This is a genomic window from Streptomyces sp. NPDC048295 (assembly GCF_040652135.1).
In the GTDB taxonomy this organism is placed as follows: Bacteria; Actinomycetota; Actinomycetes; order Streptomycetales; family Streptomycetaceae; genus Streptomyces.
This window is the reverse complement of sequence record NZ_JBEZLL010000017.1, coordinates 150962-166998: the sequence shown is the minus strand read 5'-3', so window position 1 is coordinate 166998 and position 16037 is coordinate 150962. Positions and strand designations below refer to the sequence as shown.

Here is a 16037-nt window from a genome sequence, read left to right as displayed (position 1 = left end):
GATTCCGCAACATGGTCTCCGAGCACGAAGCCCAGTCCGCTGTCCGGCCCTCCGCCCAGGTCCTCGTCGCCTCCAACCGCGGCCCGGTGTCGTACACCCTGGGGACGGACGGATCGCTCGACGCGAAGCGGGGAGGCGGCGGGCTCGTCTCCGGGCTGAGCGCCGTCGACGACAAGCTGTGGGTGTGCGCCGCGCTCGGTGACGGGGACCGGGAGGCGGTCCGGCGCGGGGTCGGTGAGCCGGGCGTGCGGATGCTCGACATCGACGCGGACGTCCACGCCGACGCGTACAACGGCATCGCGAACTCGGTGCTCTGGTTCGTCCACCACATGCTGTACCAGACACCGCTGGAGCCGGTCTTCGACGCGGAGTTCCGGCGGCAGTGGGCGTCGTTCGAGACCTACAACCGGGCCTTCGCCGAGGCGCTCGCCGAGGAGGCGGAGCAGGGCGCCGCGGTGCTGGTGCAGGACTACCACCTGGCGCTGGTGCCGGGCATGCTCCGCGAGCTCCGCCCCGATCTGCGCATCGGCCACTTCTCGCACACCCCGTGGGCGCCCGTCGACTACTTCCGGCTGCTCCCCGACGACATCGCCGAACAGCTGCTGCACGGCATCCTGGGCGCGGACCGGGCGGCGTTCCTGACCCGGCGCTGGGCGGACGCGTTCATCGGCTGCTGCACCCGGATCCTGGGCGGCACCGGGCGGACCAGGATCGGGGTGCACGGGCTCGGCGCGGACGCGGACTTCCTGCGCCGGCGGGCGCACGAGGCGGACGTGGACGAGCGGATGGCGGCACTGCGCGAGCAGACCGGCCCCGGCCGGAGGACGATCGTGCGGGTGGACCGGACGGAACTGTCCAAGAACATCGTGCGCGGGCTGCTCGCGTACCGCGCGCTCCTGGACGAGCGGCCCGAGTGGCGCGAGCGCGTCGTCCATGTCGCCTTCGCCTACCCCTCCCGGCAGGACCTCGCGGTGTACCGGGACTACACGGCCGAGGTGCGGCGGGTCGCCGACGAGATCAACGCCGTGTACGGCACGCAGGGCTGGACGCCGGTCGTGCTGCACGTCAAGGACGACTTCGCCCGCTCGCTCGCCGCGTACCGGCTGGCCGACGTGGCGCTCGTCAACCCGATCCGGGACGGCATGAACCTGGTCGCCAAGGAGATCCCGGTCGTCTCCGACCACGGCTGCGCGCTGGTGCTGTCGCGGGAGGCGGGGGCGTACGAGGAACTGGGCGGCGACGCGGTCGTGGTGAATCCGTACGACGTCTCCGCGACGGCGGCGGCGCTGCACGAGGCGCTGACGATGGCGGAGGACGAACGGGCCGCGCGCACGGGACGCCTGGCCGCGGCGGCGGTCGCGCTGCCGCCGCAGCAGTGGTTCCTGGACCAGCTGGACGCGCTGCGGCGGGAGTGAGCCGCCGGGCCGGTCAGATCCGCCGGGCCAGGGCCGCCAGGAAGGCGACGACGTCGCCCGGTCCGCCGAGCAGCAGGTCGGCGCGTTCGGCCAGTTCGGGCACCTCCGCGCTGCCGCTGCAGACCAGCAGGCCGGGGATGCCGTCGGGGCCCTCGGCGCGGAGCTTCTCCACCGCGGCGTACGCGGCGAGGTCGCCGAGGTCGTCGCCCGCGTACAGCACGGACTCGGCGTCCGTCTCGCGCAGGTACTGGGCGAGTGCCACGCCCTTGTCCATGCCGGGCGGGCGCAGCTCCAGGACCAGCCGGCCCGGCTCCACGATCAGTCCGTGCCGGGCGGCGAGTTCGCCGAGGGGGGTGCCGAGCGCCTCGAACGCGGCCTGCGGGTCGGCGGCCCGGCGGGTGTGGACGGCGATCGCCCGGCCCTTCTCCTCGGTCCAGGTGCCGTGCCACGAGCCGGACCGGTCCAGCACGCCCGGGAGTTCGGCGCGGGCCGCGGCGATGCCGGGGTGCGGGGCGGGGGCGTGGACGGTGCCGGACACGGCGTCCCAGCGTTCGGCCCCATAGTGGCCGAGGACGACGAGGTGGTCGAGGCCGGGCACTCCGGCGAAGCCGCCGTGCCGGACCGCGACGCCGGCCGGGCGGCCGGTGATCACGGCGATGGAGGCCACTTCCGGGGCGAGTGCGGCGAGGGCCTCGACGGCGCCGGGGTGGGCGCGGGCCTGTTCCGGGTCCGGGACGATGTCGGCGAGGGTGCCGTCGAAGTCGAGCGCGATGACGGCGCGGTCGGGGCGCGCCAGGATCGCGGCGAGGGCCTCACGGCCGGGTCGCGTGGTGGGAGTCGGGAGCTCGGCTGCTTCGGGGTTGCTGCCCATGGGGGGAGCCTATAGCCGGGGCGGGGAGTTGGGGGCGGGTGTGGCGGAGGGCTTGGTCCGGCGCTCAGTGGCTTCCGCGTCCGGCGCTCAGCGGCGTCCGCGTTTCGCGTCCCTCACCCGGCGCAGGCGGTTGACCGTCACCGGGTCCTCCGCCAGGGCGCGGCGGTCGTCGATCAGGGCGTTCAGGAGCTGGTAGTAGCGCGTGGGCGAGATGCCCAGCTGCTCGCGGATCGCCCGCTCCTTCGCCCCGGGCCCGGACCACGACTGCCGTTCGACGGCGAGCACGGCGCGGTCGCGGTCGCCGAGGCCGTCCGGTTCGTCGTCGGGGCCATGCGTGGGGGCGGTCATATCAGCCAACCTATCGCCCGTCCGCGGGACCGCCATCCGCCGGAACGGCTCCTAGTCCGCCGCGGCCGCCGCGGCCGAATCGCGCGCGATCTTCCCCAGGACGCTCCTGGGGCTGCCGTTCGGCTCGACCGCCCTGCCGATGTTCTCCTTGATCGACTCGCTGGACCGGGCCCAGGACGTCTTGCCGTACGGGTAGAACTGCGAGTCCGGCAGCGCGGCCAGGAACTTCCACAGCGGCTTGTACCTGGTGTCGGACTCCATGGCCGCGGAGGCGCTGTCGGTGACCGGGAGCAGGTCGTACTCGTCGGCGAAGTCGATGACGTTCCGGTCGGTGAACAGGTAGTCGAAGAACTTGCGCAGCTGCACGCGGTGGCCCTGCTGCTTGAAGCCCATGATCCAGTCGGCCACGCCCAGCGAGTTCTTGCCGGGACCGCCGATGCCGGGCATCGGGACCATGCCGACGGAGACGCCCTTGCGCTCGGCCTCCTGCATCAGTGTCGGGTGACCGTTCAACATGCCGACCCGGCCGTCGGTGAACGCGTCGAACGCCTTCTGGCGGTCGAGCTCCCCGGGGGCGGTGGGGCCGACGAGGCCCTTGTCGACCAGGTTCGTCTTCAGCCAGTCGAAGGTCCTGATGTTCTCGTCCGAGTCGATCTCGTACGAACCGCTGTCGTCGATGTAGCCGCCGCCCCCGCCGAGCAGCCACATCATGGTCTCGGCCTGGGACTCCTCGGGGCCGAGCGGCAGCGCGAACGGGTAGGTCACGCCGCGCTGTCCGAGCACCGCCGCGTCATCGCGTATGTCGTCCCAGGTCCGCGGGGCGTCGAGGCCCGCCTGCGCGAAGTACTTCTTGTTGTAGAAGAGCAGCCGGGTGCTGGCGACGAACGGGAGTCCGTACTGGGTGCGGTCCACGCTGCCCGCCTCGGCGAGGGACGGCAGGAAGTTGGCCTGGGTGCGGATGGACAGCACCTCGTCGGCCCGGTAGAGCTTGCCGGCCTTGGCGTAGTCGGCGTACGAGCCGATCTGGGCGATGTCGGGGGCCTGCCCCTTCTTCACCAGCGCGGCGACCTCGCGGTCGATGTCCTTCCACGAGTGGACGCTGACGTCGACCTTGATTCCGGGGTGGGTCGCCTCGAAGCCCTTGACGAGCCCGTCCCAGTACTTCCGGGAGCTGTTGGCCGGGCCGGTGCCGTAGTCGGCGGCGACGAGCCTGAGCGTGACGTCCCCCGAGCCGCTGTCACCGCCGCAGCCCGCCAGTGTCGCCGTCATGCCCAGTGCGGTCACGGCCGCGGTCAGTACCCGGTAGCGCAGCTGCACAGCCAGACCGTCCTCATCCGTCGCGTCATCCGTGCCGCCACGCCGTCGTGGGGCCGTCGAACGAGGTGCGATCCTGCCCCAGGCCGTTGCCGATGGTCTACACCAGAGCGGTATCGCTTTCGCAACGCAACCGGCCGGTGCCCGGCACCGCGCGCCTGAGAGCATTACCCCCGAACTGCCCCTACTGCCAAGTACGTTCAGGTGCGGGTGCGCTGTGGTCCGCTCGGGCTGCGCGGCAAGGTCGCCACCGTGGCGCTGACCGCCGGCCCGGCAACGCCGGTGAAGGACGCCGCCGACGCGGTGGCCGTGCTGGACCGGGCGGACGAGGAGTCGGTCGTCCGGACCCGGTTCGCCACCACCGCGCCGGCCTTTCTGCGGGCCGGCCTGGAGGCGTCCGGCCCGCTTCCGGCCGGGGTGAAGACGGTCGCGGCCGCCGCGGTGGACGCGGAGCTCGCGGTGACGGAGCCGCTGGACGAGGCGGTGGTCGCGGCCGAGCAGTGGACGGCCCCGGGGCGCGGCTGGGCGTACGGGCCGGCGCAGGAGGCCGCGCTGAAGATGCGCGAGGCGGCGGGCGCCCGGACGGAGTCGTACCCGGCCATGGAGTACCGCCACGGTCCGGTCTCGATCACCGGGCCGCACCGGGTGGCATGGGTGTTCGGCCCGCTGCCGGAGGGGCCGGCCGGCGATGTGGCGCGGGTGGGCGGGACGCTGGTCGCGCACGCCACGGCGGACCCGATGGCGGATCCGATCCGGGCGCAGCGGCTGGCGGTGGAGCCGGCGGAGTCGAAGGGGTACGACCCGGACCACCCGCGCAACCTCTCGCGCAGCGTGATCCTTTCGCCCTGAGGCGTCCGGGGACGGCCGGTTCCCGCGCCGTCGGCACGCCGTCCACGTGCCGCGCGTCTCATTGCCGGGATTTTGTATGGATCCGCAACAAACCGGGATAGTGGACTAGACCTTTTTGCCTCCTCGGGCGAAACTGTTCCCCGTGAAACACGTCATCGCCCTCGATGTGGGCGGCACCGGAATGAAGGCCGCACTGGTCGGGGCCGACGGCGCCCTGCTGTACGAGGCGCGGCGGGCGACGGGCAGAGAGCGCGGCGCCGAGGCCGTCGTGGAGTCGATCCTCGACTTCGCCGCCGACCTGCGGGCGTACGGCGAGGAGCACCTCGGCGAGAGCGCCGTCGCGGCCGGTGTCGCCGTGCCCGGCATCGTCGACGCCGAGAACGGGATCGCGGTCTACGCCTCGAACCTGGGCTGGCGCGACGTGCCCATGCGGCAACTGCTCGGCGACCGGCTCGGCGGTGTTCCCGTAGCGCTCGGCCACGACGTACGCACCGGCGGGCTCGCCGAGGGCCGGATCGGCGCGGGCAAGGGCGCCGACCGCTTCCTCTTCGTACCGCTGGGCACCGGCATCGCCGGGGCCATCGGCATCGCGGGCACGATCGAGGCGGGCGCGCACGGCTACGCGGGCGAGATCGGGCACATCGTGGTCCGGCCGGACGGGCCGGACTGCAGCTGCGGGCAGCGCGGCTGCCTGGAGACCCTGGCCTCCGCCTCCGCCGTCAGCCGCGCCTGGGCCGCCGCGTCCGGCGACCCCGAGGCGGACGCCGCGGACTGCGCGAAGGCCGTCGAGTCCGGCGACCCGGCGGCGGTGGAGGTCTGGCGGAACGCGGTGGACGCGCTCGCCGCCGGACTGGTCACCGCGCTGACGCTGCTCGACCCGCGCACCCTCATCATCGGTGGCGGGCTCGCCGAGGCCGGGGAAACCTTGTTCACACCACTCCGTGCGGCCGTCGAGGAACGCGTCACGTTCCAGAAGCTGCCCCACATCGCCCCGGCGGCCCTCGGGGACACCGCCGGATGCCTGGGCGCAGGGCTGCTCGCCTGGGATCTTCTCTCCACGGAGGTATCCGCCTGATGGCCGGACGCGCAGACAGCACAGTTCTCGCAGGTGCCCGGGTGGTGCTTCCCACCGGGACCGTCGAGAACGGCCGGGTGATCGTCGAAGGCACCCGGATCGTGGGCAGCGCGGCCGAGGATGCCCGGACCCTCGACCTGAGCGGCCACTGGGTGGTCCCCGGCTTCGTCGACATGCACAACCACGGCGGCGGCGGCGCCTCGTTCACCTCCGGCACCGTGGACGAGGTCCTCACCGGCATCCGCACCCACCGCGAGCACGGCACCACCACGCTGGTCGCCTCCACCGTCACCGGCGAGATGGACTTCCTCGCCCACCGGGCCGGTGTCCTGTCCGAGCTGGTGGAGCAGGGCGAACTGGCCGGCATCCACTTCGAGGGCCCGTTCATCTCGCCGTGCCGCAAGGGCGCGCACAGCGAGGACCTGCTGCGCCACCCGGACCCGGCCGAGGTCCGCAAGCTGATGGACGCGGCGCGCGGCACCGCGAAGATGTTCACGCTCGCCACCGAACTGCCGGGCGGCATCGACTCGGTGCGGCTGCTCGCCGAGCACGGCGTCATCGCCGCGATCGGGCACACCGACGCCACGTACGAGCAGACCGTCGAGGCGATCGACGCGGGCGCCACCGTCGCCACGCACCTCTTCAACGCGATGCCGCCGCTCGCCCACCGCGAGCCCGGCCCGATCGCCGCGCTGCTGGAGGACGAGCGGATCACCGTCGAGCTGATCAACGACGGCACGCATCTGCACCCCGCGGCACTGCAGCTGGCCTACCACCACGCGGGCGCCCACCGCGTCGCGCTGATCACCGACGCCATGGACGCGGCCGGCTTCGGCGACGGCCTGTACCAGCTCGGCCCGCTCGCGGTCGAGGTCAAGGACGGCGTCGCGCGGCTGGTCGAGGGCAACTCGATCGCGGGCTCCACGCTCACCCTGGACACCGCCTTCCACCGGGCCGTGACCATCGACCGGATCCCGGTCGGCGACGTGGTGCAGTCCATCTCCGCCAACCCGGCCCGGCTGCTCGGCGTGTACGACCGGGTCGGCTCGCTGGAACCGGGCAAGGACGCGGACCTGGTGGTCCTGGACGAGGACTTCGCGCTCAAGGGCGTCATGCGCAAGGGCGAATGGGTCAAAGAGCCCCGGATCGGCTGATCTGCCCCATTATTGACAGTGAGTCGAATACGTAACGAAGAGACGGCGGTTGGTCCGGAGGTCTGGGCCGACCGCCTCCTTTTTGGCATGATCGCCTGGAAAACAGCTGGAGAAAGCGCATTCCATCCACGGTCTCGCGCTTGGGAGCAGGGATCGAGGGAGCGGCCGCGGTGATCCTCACGGTCACACTGAATACGGCACTCGACCTGACGTACGGCGTCCCGGAACTCGTCCCGCACGCCAGCCACCGCGTCAGCGACATGTCCGAGCGACCCGGCGGCAAGGGACTCAACGTGGCCCGGGTGCTCTCCGCCCTCGGCCACGAGACGGTGGTCACCGGCTTCGCCGGAGGCTCCACCGGGGCGGTGCTCCGCGAACTGCTGGCCGGCCCGCCCACGGACGCCCCCGCGCCCGCAACGGCCCCCGCGCCGGTCACCGACGCCCTCGTCACCGTCGTCGGGAACACCCGCCGCACCATCGCCGTCGTCGACCGGGCGACCGGCGACACCACCCAGCTCAACGAACCCGGCCCGCTCGTCACCGCCGACGAGTGGACCGCCCTCCTCGGCCGGTACGAGGAGCTCCTGGCCGGGGCCGACGCCGTCGCGCTCTGCGGCAGCCTGCCGCCCGGCATCCACGTCGGCGCCTACGCCGAACTGGTCCGCGCGGCCCGCGCCGCCGGTGTCCCCGTGCTCCTGGACACCAGCGGCGAACCACTGCGCCGCGGCATCGCCGCCCGCCCCGACCTGATCAAGCCGAACGCCGACGAACTCGCCCAGCTCACCGGTTCCCGGGAACCGATGCGCGCCACCCGCGACGCCCGCCGCCGCGGCGCCCACGGAGTCATCGCCTCGCTGGGACCGGACGGCATGCTGGCGGTCACCCCCGACGGCACCTGGCAGGCGAAGCCGCCCGCCAAGGTCCTGGGCAATCCGACCGGTGCGGGCGACTCCGCGGTGGCCGGGCTGCTGTCCGGCCTCGTCGAGGGGCTGAGCTGGCCGGACCGGCTGCGGCGGGCGGTGGCACTGTCGACGGCGACCGTGCTCTCCCCGACGGCCGGTGACTTCGACCGCGCGGCGTACGAGGAGCTGCTGCCGCGCGTCGGCGTCGAGGAACACCCACCGGCGGCCCGGGAGACTGCCGGGTGACCTCCGACCGGATGGCCACGCCCCGGCACGCGCGTGTCCCGGGCTTGCCGGGATGCCCTGGTGGCTCTGCCACGAGGACATCCCGGCGCCCTGGAATCGCACGCACCGGGCCGCGTCCGCCTTCCGGTCGGCGTTCACCCGGCAGCCTCTGAGAGGCCGCGCCCGTCCCGGACCGGCCCGTCCGCCGGTCCGAAAGAAGTAGCAAGAGGTCAGCATGCCGCTCGTCAACACCGGTGAACTCGTCTCCGCCGCCCAGGCCGAGGCACGCGGGATCGCCGCCTTCAATGTCATCACGCTGGAGCACGCGGAGGCCATCGCGGCCGGCGCGGAGCGCGCCGGAGCCCCCGCCATCCTCCAGATCTCCGAGAACGCCGTGAAGTTCCACGGCGGACGGCTCGGTGCGATCGCCGCCGCGGCCGCCGCCGTCGCCCGCGCGTCCAGTGCCCCGCTCGCCCTCCACCTCGACCACGTCGAGTCCGTGGAGCTGCTCCACCAGGCGCACACCGAGGGCTTCGGCTCCGTCATGTTCGACGCGTCCAAGCTGTCGTACGAGGAGAACGTGCGGACCACGGCCGAGGCGGTGGCCTGGGGCCACGAGCGCGGCATCTGGATCGAGGCCGAGCTCGGCAAGGTCGGCGGCAAGGAGGGCGAGGCCCCGCTCGACGCCCATGCCCCCGGTGTCCGTACGGACCCGGCCGAGGCCGCCGCGTACGTCCGCGACACCGGGGTGGACGCGCTGGCCGTCGCCGTCGGCTCCTCGCACGCGATGACGGAGCGCACCGCCGCCCTGGACCACGAGCTGATCGGCCGGCTCCGGGAGGCCGTCCCGGTCCCGCTGGTGCTGCACGGCTCCAGCGGCGTCCCGGACGAGGAGATCCGCCGGGCCGTCGCCTCCTCCGGCATGGTCAAGATCAATGTGGGCACGGCCCTGAACACCGCGTTCACCGGTGCGGTGCGGGCGTACCTGGCCGAGAACACCACGGGCGTGGACCCGAGGAAGTACATCGCCCCGGGCCGCGAGGCGATGGCCGCGACGGTGGCGGGCTTCCTGGCCCTGATGGGCCGGCCGGGCGCGTGATCAGAAACGGTCCGGCCCCATCGCCTCGCTCGGGCGATGGGGCCGGACCGTTCTCGTCATGCGCTCAGCGCTTCTGCTGACCGGCCTTCAGCGACAGCTGGTCCAGGTTGGCGTCGCACTGGTCGCCCTCGTTGCAGGAGATCATCAGGGTGTTCGCACCCTTGTTGAGGTTGACGTAGGCGAACGTCGTCGTCCAGCCCTTCTCCAGGTCGCCCTCGGGAGCATTGGCGTAGTTCTTCATGTTGATGCCGCGGGGGTCCTCGGAGTTGACCGTGAGGGACGTCTTGGCGTCCTTGCCCGGCACGCCGTACGTCACGAACAGCGTGTACGGACCGGCCTCCGGCACCTCGACCGACCAGGTCGCCGACCTGCCGACCTCGTTGAGGTTGATGTACTGGCCGTTGGCGCTCTTCGCACCCTTGGTCGTGTTGTCCAGCTGGGCCGTGCCACCGAGCTTCAGCGTCGCCGCGTCCTGCTTGGGCAGCTTGGCCGGGGCCTCGGAGCTGGCGGACTGCTGGGGCTTCGGGGACTCCTCGACCTCGCCGCCGGGACCGGCGGAGGAGGTGGCCTCTTCCTTCTTCTTGTCCTTGTCGTTGCCCGTGAGCAGCGCGGCACCGATGCCGATGAGCACGACCAGGACCACCGCGACCGCGGCGATCAGCAGGCCCTTGGTGTTGGGGCCGCCGCTGCCGGAGGAGCCGCCGGACCGGCCGCGGCCGCCCTGCTGCGGGATCTGCGCGGTGCCTCCGGGGTACGTCTCCGGGGCGGCGTACTGGGCGTTCGGCTGGCCGTACGCCTGCTGCTGGCCGTACGCCTGCGGCGGCCCCTGCTGGCCGTACTGACGCTCGCCGACGGTGCGTACCTGGTTGTACGAGGTCCGGGGCACCCCGGGCTGCGGAGCCGCCGGGGGGTAGCCGTAGCCGCCCTGCCGTGGCGGCTGGGCACCTGCCGCCTGTCCGTCCTCGTACAGGTAGCCGAACGGATCGTCGTCCTCGGGCGTGTTTGCGCCGTTGTTCCCGGCCGTCATCCCTGGGTCACTCCTCACCATGTCGCCAGCCGTCGCCGAATATTGCCAGCCGTGGCCGACCGGCCGAGCCTACCCCGAACGGCCCACCCCAAGAATTGCCGTCGCGGGTAGTGGACCGGTGGCGGAGCGCGGGGGCGGCGCCGCCGTGAACGTCAGCCGGCCCTGCGGTGAACCTTGGAGCGGGACCGCTTCTCCACGTACATCCGCTGGTCGGCGGAGCGCAGCACCTCTTCGGCGGTCATGCCGCAGGCGGCCCAGCCGATGCCGAAGCTCGCCCCGACCCGCACCGCTCTGCCGTCGACCCGGATCGGCGGAATGATGGCGTTGCGCAGGCGTACGGCCAGGTCAGCGGCGTCCGCGTCGCCGAGCCCGTCGGCGAGGACGACGAATTCGTCACCCCCGAGCCGGGCCACGGTGTCGCCGTCGCGGACACAGGTGGTGAGCCGGCGGGCGACCTCGATCAGCACCGCGTCACCGGTGTGGTGGCCGAAGCGGTCGTTGATCGACTTGAAGCCGTCGAGGTCGCAGAAGAGGACCGCGAGCCCCTTCGCCCCGTCGTCGTGCTCGGTGTCGGGGGCGACGGCGTGCACATGGTGGTCGAACGGGCCGCCGGGTGCCGGGTCGACCTCGTAGCCGTGCGTCCGCGCGTCGGGGTCGTCGAGGTCGCCGTAGGCCGCGTCCAGCGCCTCCACCGGGGTGGTGGCCGCCGCGTTCGGGCGCTCGCAGAGCCGGGCGCCCAGCCGGGAGCGCAGTTCGGCGCTGTTGGGCAGGCCGGTGAGCGCGTCGTGCGAGGCCCGGTGCGCGAGGTGCAGCTCGTGGCGCTTGCGCTCCTCTATGTCCTCGACGTGGGTGAGCAGGAAGCGGGGGCCGTCCGCGGTGTCGGCGACGACGGAGTTGCGCAGCGAGACCCAGAGGTAGGTGCCGTCGCGCCGCCCGAGCCGCAGCTCGGCGCGACCGCCCTCGGCCGAGGTGCGCAGCAGGGTGCCGATGTCCTCGGGGTGGACGAGGTCGGCGAAGGAGTAGCGGCGCAGCACGGACGCGGGCCTGCCGAGCAGCCGGCACAGGGCGTCGTTGGTGCGCAGCAGCCGGCCGTGCTGGTCGCCGCCCATCTCGGCGATGGCCATGCCGCTGGGCGCGTACTCGAAGGCCTGGCGGAAGGACTCCTCGCTGGCCCGCAGCGCCTGCTGTTCCCGTTCCAGACGGACCAGCGCCCGCTGCATGTTTGCTCGGAGCCGGGCGTTGCTGATCGCAATGGCGGCCTGTGACGCGTACATCTGGAGGGCCTCTCGGCCCCAGGCGCCGGGGCGGCGGCCGTTGCGCGGGCGGTCCACGGAGATGACGCCCAGCAGATCGGCGCCGCCGCCGGAGGCGTACATCGGGGCGTAGAGGCGGTCCTGGGGGTGCCACTCGTCCTCGAAACGGGGGTCGGGCCCGTCGGTGTGCCACTGCGGTACGTCGTCGTCGAGGAGGACCCAGCCGTCGGTGTGGGGTATGAAACGGAGCTCGTCCCAGGGCTGTCCCATGGTCAGCCGGCGCTCCCAGGAGGCGCGCGAGCCCACCCGGCCGGTGATCAGGGCTTCCGCCGCGCTGTTGCCCGCGAAGGCGGCGACCACGAGATCACCGTCGGGGCGGACCAGGTTCACGCAGGCCAGCTCGTAGCCGAGACCGGTGACGATTCCGTCGGCCACGGTCTGCAGTGTGTCGGCCAGGCTCCGCGCCGTGTTGAGATCGGCCACGGCCTGATGCAGCTGCCGCATCGTCGCTAGACGGACGTACGGCTCCGACTCGGCCTCCATTGCTCGCACTCCCCGAGACCTCGACAGCACTCCAGGTTTCATATCGACGTACTTACTGCAGTGTCACGGCAACTGAATCACAGTGAGCTGTGCCGTCGGTACACAGGGTCAACAAATATTGCACTCTGTGACTCAAGTCACAACAGATGGTAAAGGGTCGCGAGTGCCGTGCGGATTCGCTCCGTACTTTTCTTGAACGCAAATCCGGGCGTTGCAGACACCGGCCGCACCGCCCCGTGGACCACGGGTCCTAGGACCCGGCTGGTCCCTTGGCCCGATGCGGAGGCACGCGCTCCGCGGCTAGCGTGCCCGATGTGTTGCAGACGACGACCCCCGCCCCGCGTCCCCGGCCCATCCCCCATGCTGAGGGGGTGAGCAACGATGAGTTCCGAGGCGCCCTCGCCCGGCTGGCCGCCGGTGTCGTGCTGATCACCGCCCAGGAGCCGCCGCTGGACGAGAACGGACGGGGCGAGGACGTCGGCATGACGGCGACCGCCTTCATGTCGGTCTCCCTGGACCCACCGCTGGTGATGGTGAGTCTGCGCAACGACTCCCGGATGGACGACCTGCTGTCGGAGCAGCCGCTGTGGGCGGTGTCCGTGCTCGCCGAGAGCCAGCGGCACGTCGCCGGGCGATTCGCGATGAAGGGCCGGATCAGCGACCGGCTGCTGTTCGAGGACATCCCCTACGTCCGGGGCGAGGTCACCGCCGCGCCGTTGATCGGCGGCGCGCTGGCCACGCTGGAGTGCCGTACCGAGCAGCGGGTCCCGGCGGGCGACCACACGCTGGTGATCGGCCGGGTGCTGAGCGCGGACCTGCCCAGCGCGGAGGGGTCACCGCTGACGTACTTCCGGGGCCGGTACCGGCAGTTGGGGTGAGGGCGGCGGGGGCCGCGGTCCTCACCAGTCGCGGCCGGAGCGGCCGCGCTTGGTCTCGCCGCGCTGCTTCTTCTCGCGCAGCCGGCGTTCGTTGATGCCCCGGGGGATCCGTGTCTTGCGGCGCGGCCTCGGGGGCGGCGCCGTCGCCTCGGCGAGCAGGGAGGCGAGCCGTACGAGAGCGGTCTCCCGGTTGCGCCACTGGGAGCGGTGCTCGGAGGCCCGTACCGCGATCACCCCGCCCACGAGCCTGCTCTCCAGGCGCTGGAGCGCCCGCTCCTTCCACACCTCGGGGAGCGACTCGGTCGCCGCGAGGTCGAAGCGGAGCTCCACCTGGGAGTCGCTGGTGTTGACGTGCTGCCCGCCGGGTCCCGAGGACCGCGAGAAACGCCACATGAGCTCGGCCTCCGGCAGGGAGACCGAACCGCGGATGACATAGGGCCCGGACATGACACCCATGTTCCCCGCACCGGAGGGTGTTCGTCACCTTCTTTTGCCGCACCGGCCGTCCGCCCGGCCGGGGGATTTCGGTAAAGAAAGTAAAGGGGTCAGGAACCTCCTGACCCCTTGCCCGCGTTATGGCCTGTGACGGTAGCTTCGTGATGGCACGAAGCCCGCAAGCGACGATGAAAGGGACTTCCCATGGCTGTAAGCCTGTCCAAGGGCGGCAACGTCTCCCTCACCAAGGAGGCCCCGGGCCTGACCGCCGTCACGGTCGGCCTCGGCTGGGACGTCCGCACCACCACCGGCACCGACTTCGACCTGGACGCCTCGGCGATCGCGGTCAACCCGGCCGGGAAGGTCGTCTCCGACGGCCACTTCGTCTTCTTCAACAACAAGTCGACGCCGGACCAGACCATCGTCCACACCGGTGACAACGTCACGGGCCAGGGCGAGGGCGACGACGAGCAGATCAACGTCAACCTGGCGGGTCTGCCGGCCGACGTCGACAAGATCGTCTTCCCGGTCTCCATCTACGACGCCGAGACCCGCAGCCAGAACTTCGGCCAGGTGCGCAACGCGTTCATCCGCATCATCAACCAGGCCGGCGGCACCGAGATCGCCCGCTACGACCTGAGCGAGGACGCCGCCACCGAGACCGCCATGGTCTTCGGCGAGCTGTACCGCAACGGCGCCGAGTGGAAGTTCCGCGCCGTCGGCCAGGGTTACGCCTCCGGCCTGCGCGGCATCGCCCAGGACTTCGGCGTCAACCTCTGACGAACGGGCTCCGACACACGGGCACATTCGCGAAAGCCCCCGGCCGTTGCGGCCGGGGGCTTTCGCTTGTGCACGGCCGGAGCAGGCACATAGCGCCCGCTATGCGGTGCCATCGGACATCTACGCCCAACTCCCGCCGATTAACGGACACATGTGTATTCCATTCGGACAAGAAGTGGTCAAATAAATGTGAGGTATTTGTTAGTGCACCGTCAATGTTGCTCATTCGGTGGCACGCTCTCGGCTCGTAACCCCCCACGGAACGAGCAACGGAGAGCGCATGACCCCCCATATGAACACCCGTCGCGCCGCAGCCCTGGCCGCAGTGGCCGCGATGGTCGTCGTAGGCATGCAGACCGGTGCGGCGAACGCCGTGCCGGACAACGGCAACGGCGGCCACTCCGCCACTCGCAGCGCCGTCCCCTTCAGCGCCAACAAGGCCTCGCAGCGCATGGCCGCCATCAAGTCCGCGCAGAGCGACGTCTCCTCGACCGCCGACTCGCTCGGACTGGGCGGCCGGGAGAAGCTGGTCGTCCGTGATGTGATCAAGGACGCCGACGGCACGGTCCACACCCGCTACGAGCGCACCTACGACGGGCTGCCCGTGCTCGGCGGCGACCTCGTCACCCACACCGCCCCCGGCGGAAAGCTCAAGGGCGTCACCAAGGCGACCAAGGCCCGGATATCGGTGCCGTCCACGACGCCGAAGATCAAGACCGCGGCCGCCGCCCGCAAGGTGATCTGGGCGGTCTCCGGCAAGCCCGTCCTCGCCCTGGAGACGGTGAAGACCGGGGTGCAGAAGGACGGCACCCCGAGCCGGGTGCACACCATCACCGACGCGATCACCGGCAAGAAGCTCCAGAGCTACGAGGCGGTCGAGACCGGTGTCGGCAACAGCCAGTACAGCGGTCAGGTCGAGCTGTCGACCACCGCGTCCGGCTCCGGCTTCGAGCTGACCGACGGCGACCGCGGCGGGCACAAGACGTACGACCTCAACCAGGGCGAGAGCGGCACCGGCGACCTGGTCACGGACGACGACGACACCTGGGGCGACGGCACCGGCAACGACCGCCAGACCGCCGCGGTCGACGCCGCCTACGGCGCCGCGCAGACCTGGGACTTCTACAAGTCGGCGTTCGGCCGCGACGGCATCGCCGGTGACGGCAAGGCCGCGTACTCGCGGGTCCACTACGGCGACTCGTACGTCAACGCGTTCTGGGACGACAGCTGCTTCTGCATGACGTACGGCGACGGCGCCGACAACAAGAGCGCGCTGACCGCCCTCGACGTCGCGGGCCACGAGATGAGCCACGGCCTGACCGCGTCCACCGCCAACCTCGACTACTTCGGTGAGTCCGGCGGCCTGAACGAGGCGACCAGCGACATCTTCGGCACCTCGGTCGAGTTCGCCGCCGACAACAGCACGGACGTCGGCGACTACCTCATCGGCGAGAAGATCGACATCAACGGCGACGGCACCCCGCTGCGCTACATGGACGAGCCGAGCAAGGACGGCGGCTCGGCCGACTACTGGGACAGCAGCGTCGGCGACCTCGACGTGCACTACTCCTCCGGCGTCGCCAACCACTTCTTCTACCTGCTCTCCGAGGGCAGCGGCGCGAAGACCATCAACGGGGTCGACTACGACTCCCCGACCGCAGACGGCTCGACCGTCACCGGCATCGGCCGGGACAAGGCCGTCCAGATCTGGTACAAGGCCCTCTCCGAGTACATGACGTCGTCCACCGACTACGCGGGCGCCCGTGAGGCGACCGAGAAGGCGGCGACCGACCTGTACGGGGCGGACAGCACCGAGCTCGCGGCCGTCGACGCCGCCTGGAGCGGTGTCAACGTGAAGTAGTCCGCGCG

General features: G+C 71.7%; 14 protein-coding genes and 1 pseudogene. 9 read left to right on the top strand and 6 right to left on the bottom strand.

Features of this window, described 5'->3' with window-relative positions; genetic code table 11:
* Window positions 1–11: 11 nt before the first annotated feature.
* On the top strand, window positions 12–1415 hold the full coding sequence (locus tag AB0D53_RS24940; RefSeq protein WP_362450191.1) for a trehalose-6-phosphate synthase: 1404 nt from the start codon (window positions 12–14) through the stop codon (window positions 1413–1415).
* A 13-nt stretch (window positions 1416–1428) separates the two neighbouring features.
* Here AB0D53_RS24940 and otsB read toward each other — a convergent pair whose 3' ends face one another.
* The 3 genes from otsB to AB0D53_RS24925 form a co-directional block, all read right to left on the bottom strand.
* Window positions 1429–2286 (bottom strand): trehalose-phosphatase, encoded by an 858-nt coding sequence (otsB, locus tag AB0D53_RS24935; RefSeq protein WP_362450188.1) that lies wholly within the window; start codon window positions 2284–2286, stop codon window positions 1429–1431.
* A gap of 87 nt (window positions 2287–2373) precedes the next feature.
* On the bottom strand, window positions 2374–2634 hold the full coding sequence (locus tag AB0D53_RS24930) for a DUF3263 domain-containing protein (protein ID WP_362450186.1): 261 nt from the start codon (window positions 2632–2634) through the stop codon (window positions 2374–2376).
* A 51-nt stretch (window positions 2635–2685) separates the two neighbouring features.
* Entirely contained in the window at window positions 2686–3903 is a 1218-nt protein-coding gene (locus AB0D53_RS24925; protein WP_362450252.1) for an extracellular solute-binding protein, read from the bottom strand.
* Between the two features lie 276 nt (window positions 3904–4179).
* On the opposite strand from AB0D53_RS24925, the pseudogene AB0D53_RS24920 reads away from it, so the two are divergent.
* The 5 genes and pseudogenes from AB0D53_RS24920 to AB0D53_RS24900 all read left to right on the top strand — a co-directional run.
* Window positions 4180–4797, top strand: a pseudogene (locus AB0D53_RS24920) (sugar isomerase); the annotation flags it as partial.
* 142 nt (window positions 4798–4939) lie between these two features.
* Window positions 4940–5872, top strand: a complete 933-nt coding sequence (locus AB0D53_RS24915; RefSeq protein WP_362450184.1) for an ROK family protein — start codon at window positions 4940–4942, stop codon at window positions 5870–5872.
* Complete coding sequence (nagA, locus tag AB0D53_RS24910) at window positions 5872–7026, top strand: N-acetylglucosamine-6-phosphate deacetylase (protein ID WP_362450181.1); 1155 nt, start codon at window positions 5872–5874, stop codon at window positions 7024–7026. Before AB0D53_RS24915 ends, nagA begins: the two co-directional genes overlap by 1 nt.
* A 170-nt stretch (window positions 7027–7196) precedes the next feature.
* Window positions 7197–8174: a 1-phosphofructokinase family hexose kinase gene (locus tag AB0D53_RS24905; protein WP_362450250.1), complete on the top strand. Its 978-nt coding sequence runs from the start codon at window positions 7197–7199 to the stop codon at window positions 8172–8174.
* A 214-nt stretch (window positions 8175–8388) separates the two neighbouring features.
* On the top strand, window positions 8389–9252 hold the full coding sequence (locus AB0D53_RS24900; RefSeq protein ID WP_362450179.1) for a class II fructose-bisphosphate aldolase: 864 nt from the start codon (window positions 8389–8391) through the stop codon (window positions 9250–9252).
* Window positions 9253–9316: 64 nt separating this feature from the next.
* Here AB0D53_RS24900 and AB0D53_RS24895 read toward each other — a convergent pair whose 3' ends face one another.
* Window positions 9317–10279, bottom strand: coding sequence for a carbohydrate-binding protein (locus tag AB0D53_RS24895; protein WP_362450176.1), 963 nt, complete (start codon window positions 10277–10279; stop codon window positions 9317–9319).
* Window positions 10280–10431: 152 nt separating this feature from the next.
* The gene (gene cdgB / locus AB0D53_RS24890; RefSeq protein WP_362450174.1) at window positions 10432–12075 is read right to left on the bottom strand and encodes a diguanylate cyclase CdgB; all 1644 of its coding nucleotides are present in this window, start codon (window positions 12073–12075) and stop codon (window positions 10432–10434) included.
* Window positions 12076–12446: 371 nt separating this feature from the next.
* On the opposite strand from cdgB, the gene AB0D53_RS24885 reads away from it, so the two are divergent.
* Window positions 12447–12953 carry a flavin reductase family protein gene (locus AB0D53_RS24885; protein WP_362450172.1) on the top strand — a complete coding sequence of 169 codons (507 nt, stop codon included), beginning with the start codon at window positions 12447–12449 and terminating at the stop codon, window positions 12951–12953.
* A gap of 21 nt (window positions 12954–12974) precedes the next feature.
* Here AB0D53_RS24885 and arfB read toward each other — a convergent pair whose 3' ends face one another.
* The gene (gene arfB / locus AB0D53_RS24880) at window positions 12975–13409 is read right to left on the bottom strand and encodes an alternative ribosome rescue aminoacyl-tRNA hydrolase ArfB (protein ID WP_093540299.1); all 435 of its coding nucleotides are present in this window, start codon (window positions 13407–13409) and stop codon (window positions 12975–12977) included.
* Between the two features lie 183 nt (window positions 13410–13592).
* Here arfB and AB0D53_RS24875 point away from each other — a divergent pair, with 183 nt between their 5' ends.
* Both AB0D53_RS24875 and AB0D53_RS24870 read left to right on the top strand, forming a co-directional pair.
* Window positions 13593–14168 carry a TerD family protein gene (locus AB0D53_RS24875; protein ID WP_072487943.1) on the top strand — a complete coding sequence of 192 codons (576 nt, stop codon included), beginning with the start codon at window positions 13593–13595 and terminating at the stop codon, window positions 14166–14168.
* A 280-nt stretch (window positions 14169–14448) separates the two neighbouring features.
* Window positions 14449–16029 carry a M4 family metallopeptidase gene (locus AB0D53_RS24870; protein ID WP_362450169.1) on the top strand — a complete coding sequence of 527 codons (1581 nt, stop codon included), beginning with the start codon at window positions 14449–14451 and terminating at the stop codon, window positions 16027–16029.
* Window positions 16030–16037 lie beyond the last annotated feature (8 nt).

Excerpts from the sequence above, each read along its gene's own strand:
- AB0D53_RS24900 (WP_362450179.1), top strand. The coding sequence starts at position 8,389 with ATGCCGCTCGTCAACACCGGTGAACTCGTCTCCGCCGCCCAGGCCGAG.
- nagA (WP_362450181.1), top strand. The coding sequence starts at position 5,872 with ATGGCCGGACGCGCAGACAGCACAGTTCTCGCAGGTGCCCGGGTGGTG.
- otsB (WP_362450188.1), bottom strand. The coding sequence starts at position 2,286 with ATGGGCAGCAACCCCGAAGCAGCCGAGCTCCCGACTCCCACCACGCGA.
- AB0D53_RS24895 (WP_362450176.1), bottom strand. The coding sequence starts at position 10,279 with ATGACGGCCGGGAACAACGGCGCAAACACGCCCGAGGACGACGATCCG.
- AB0D53_RS24925 (WP_362450252.1), bottom strand. The coding sequence starts at position 3,903 with ATGACGGCGACACTGGCGGGCTGCGGCGGTGACAGCGGCTCGGGGGAC.
- AB0D53_RS24940 (WP_362450191.1), top strand. The coding sequence starts at position 12 with ATGGTCTCCGAGCACGAAGCCCAGTCCGCTGTCCGGCCCTCCGCCCAG.
- AB0D53_RS24930 (WP_362450186.1), bottom strand. The coding sequence starts at position 2,634 with ATGACCGCCCCCACGCATGGCCCCGACGACGAACCGGACGGCCTCGGC.
- AB0D53_RS24875 (WP_072487943.1), top strand. The coding sequence starts at position 13,593 with ATGGCTGTAAGCCTGTCCAAGGGCGGCAACGTCTCCCTCACCAAGGAG.
- arfB (WP_093540299.1), bottom strand. The coding sequence starts at position 13,409 with ATGGGTGTCATGTCCGGGCCCTATGTCATCCGCGGTTCGGTCTCCCTG.
- AB0D53_RS24870 (WP_362450169.1), top strand. The coding sequence starts at position 14,449 with ATGACCCCCCATATGAACACCCGTCGCGCCGCAGCCCTGGCCGCAGTG.
- cdgB (WP_362450174.1), bottom strand. The coding sequence starts at position 12,075 with ATGGAGGCCGAGTCGGAGCCGTACGTCCGTCTAGCGACGATGCGGCAG.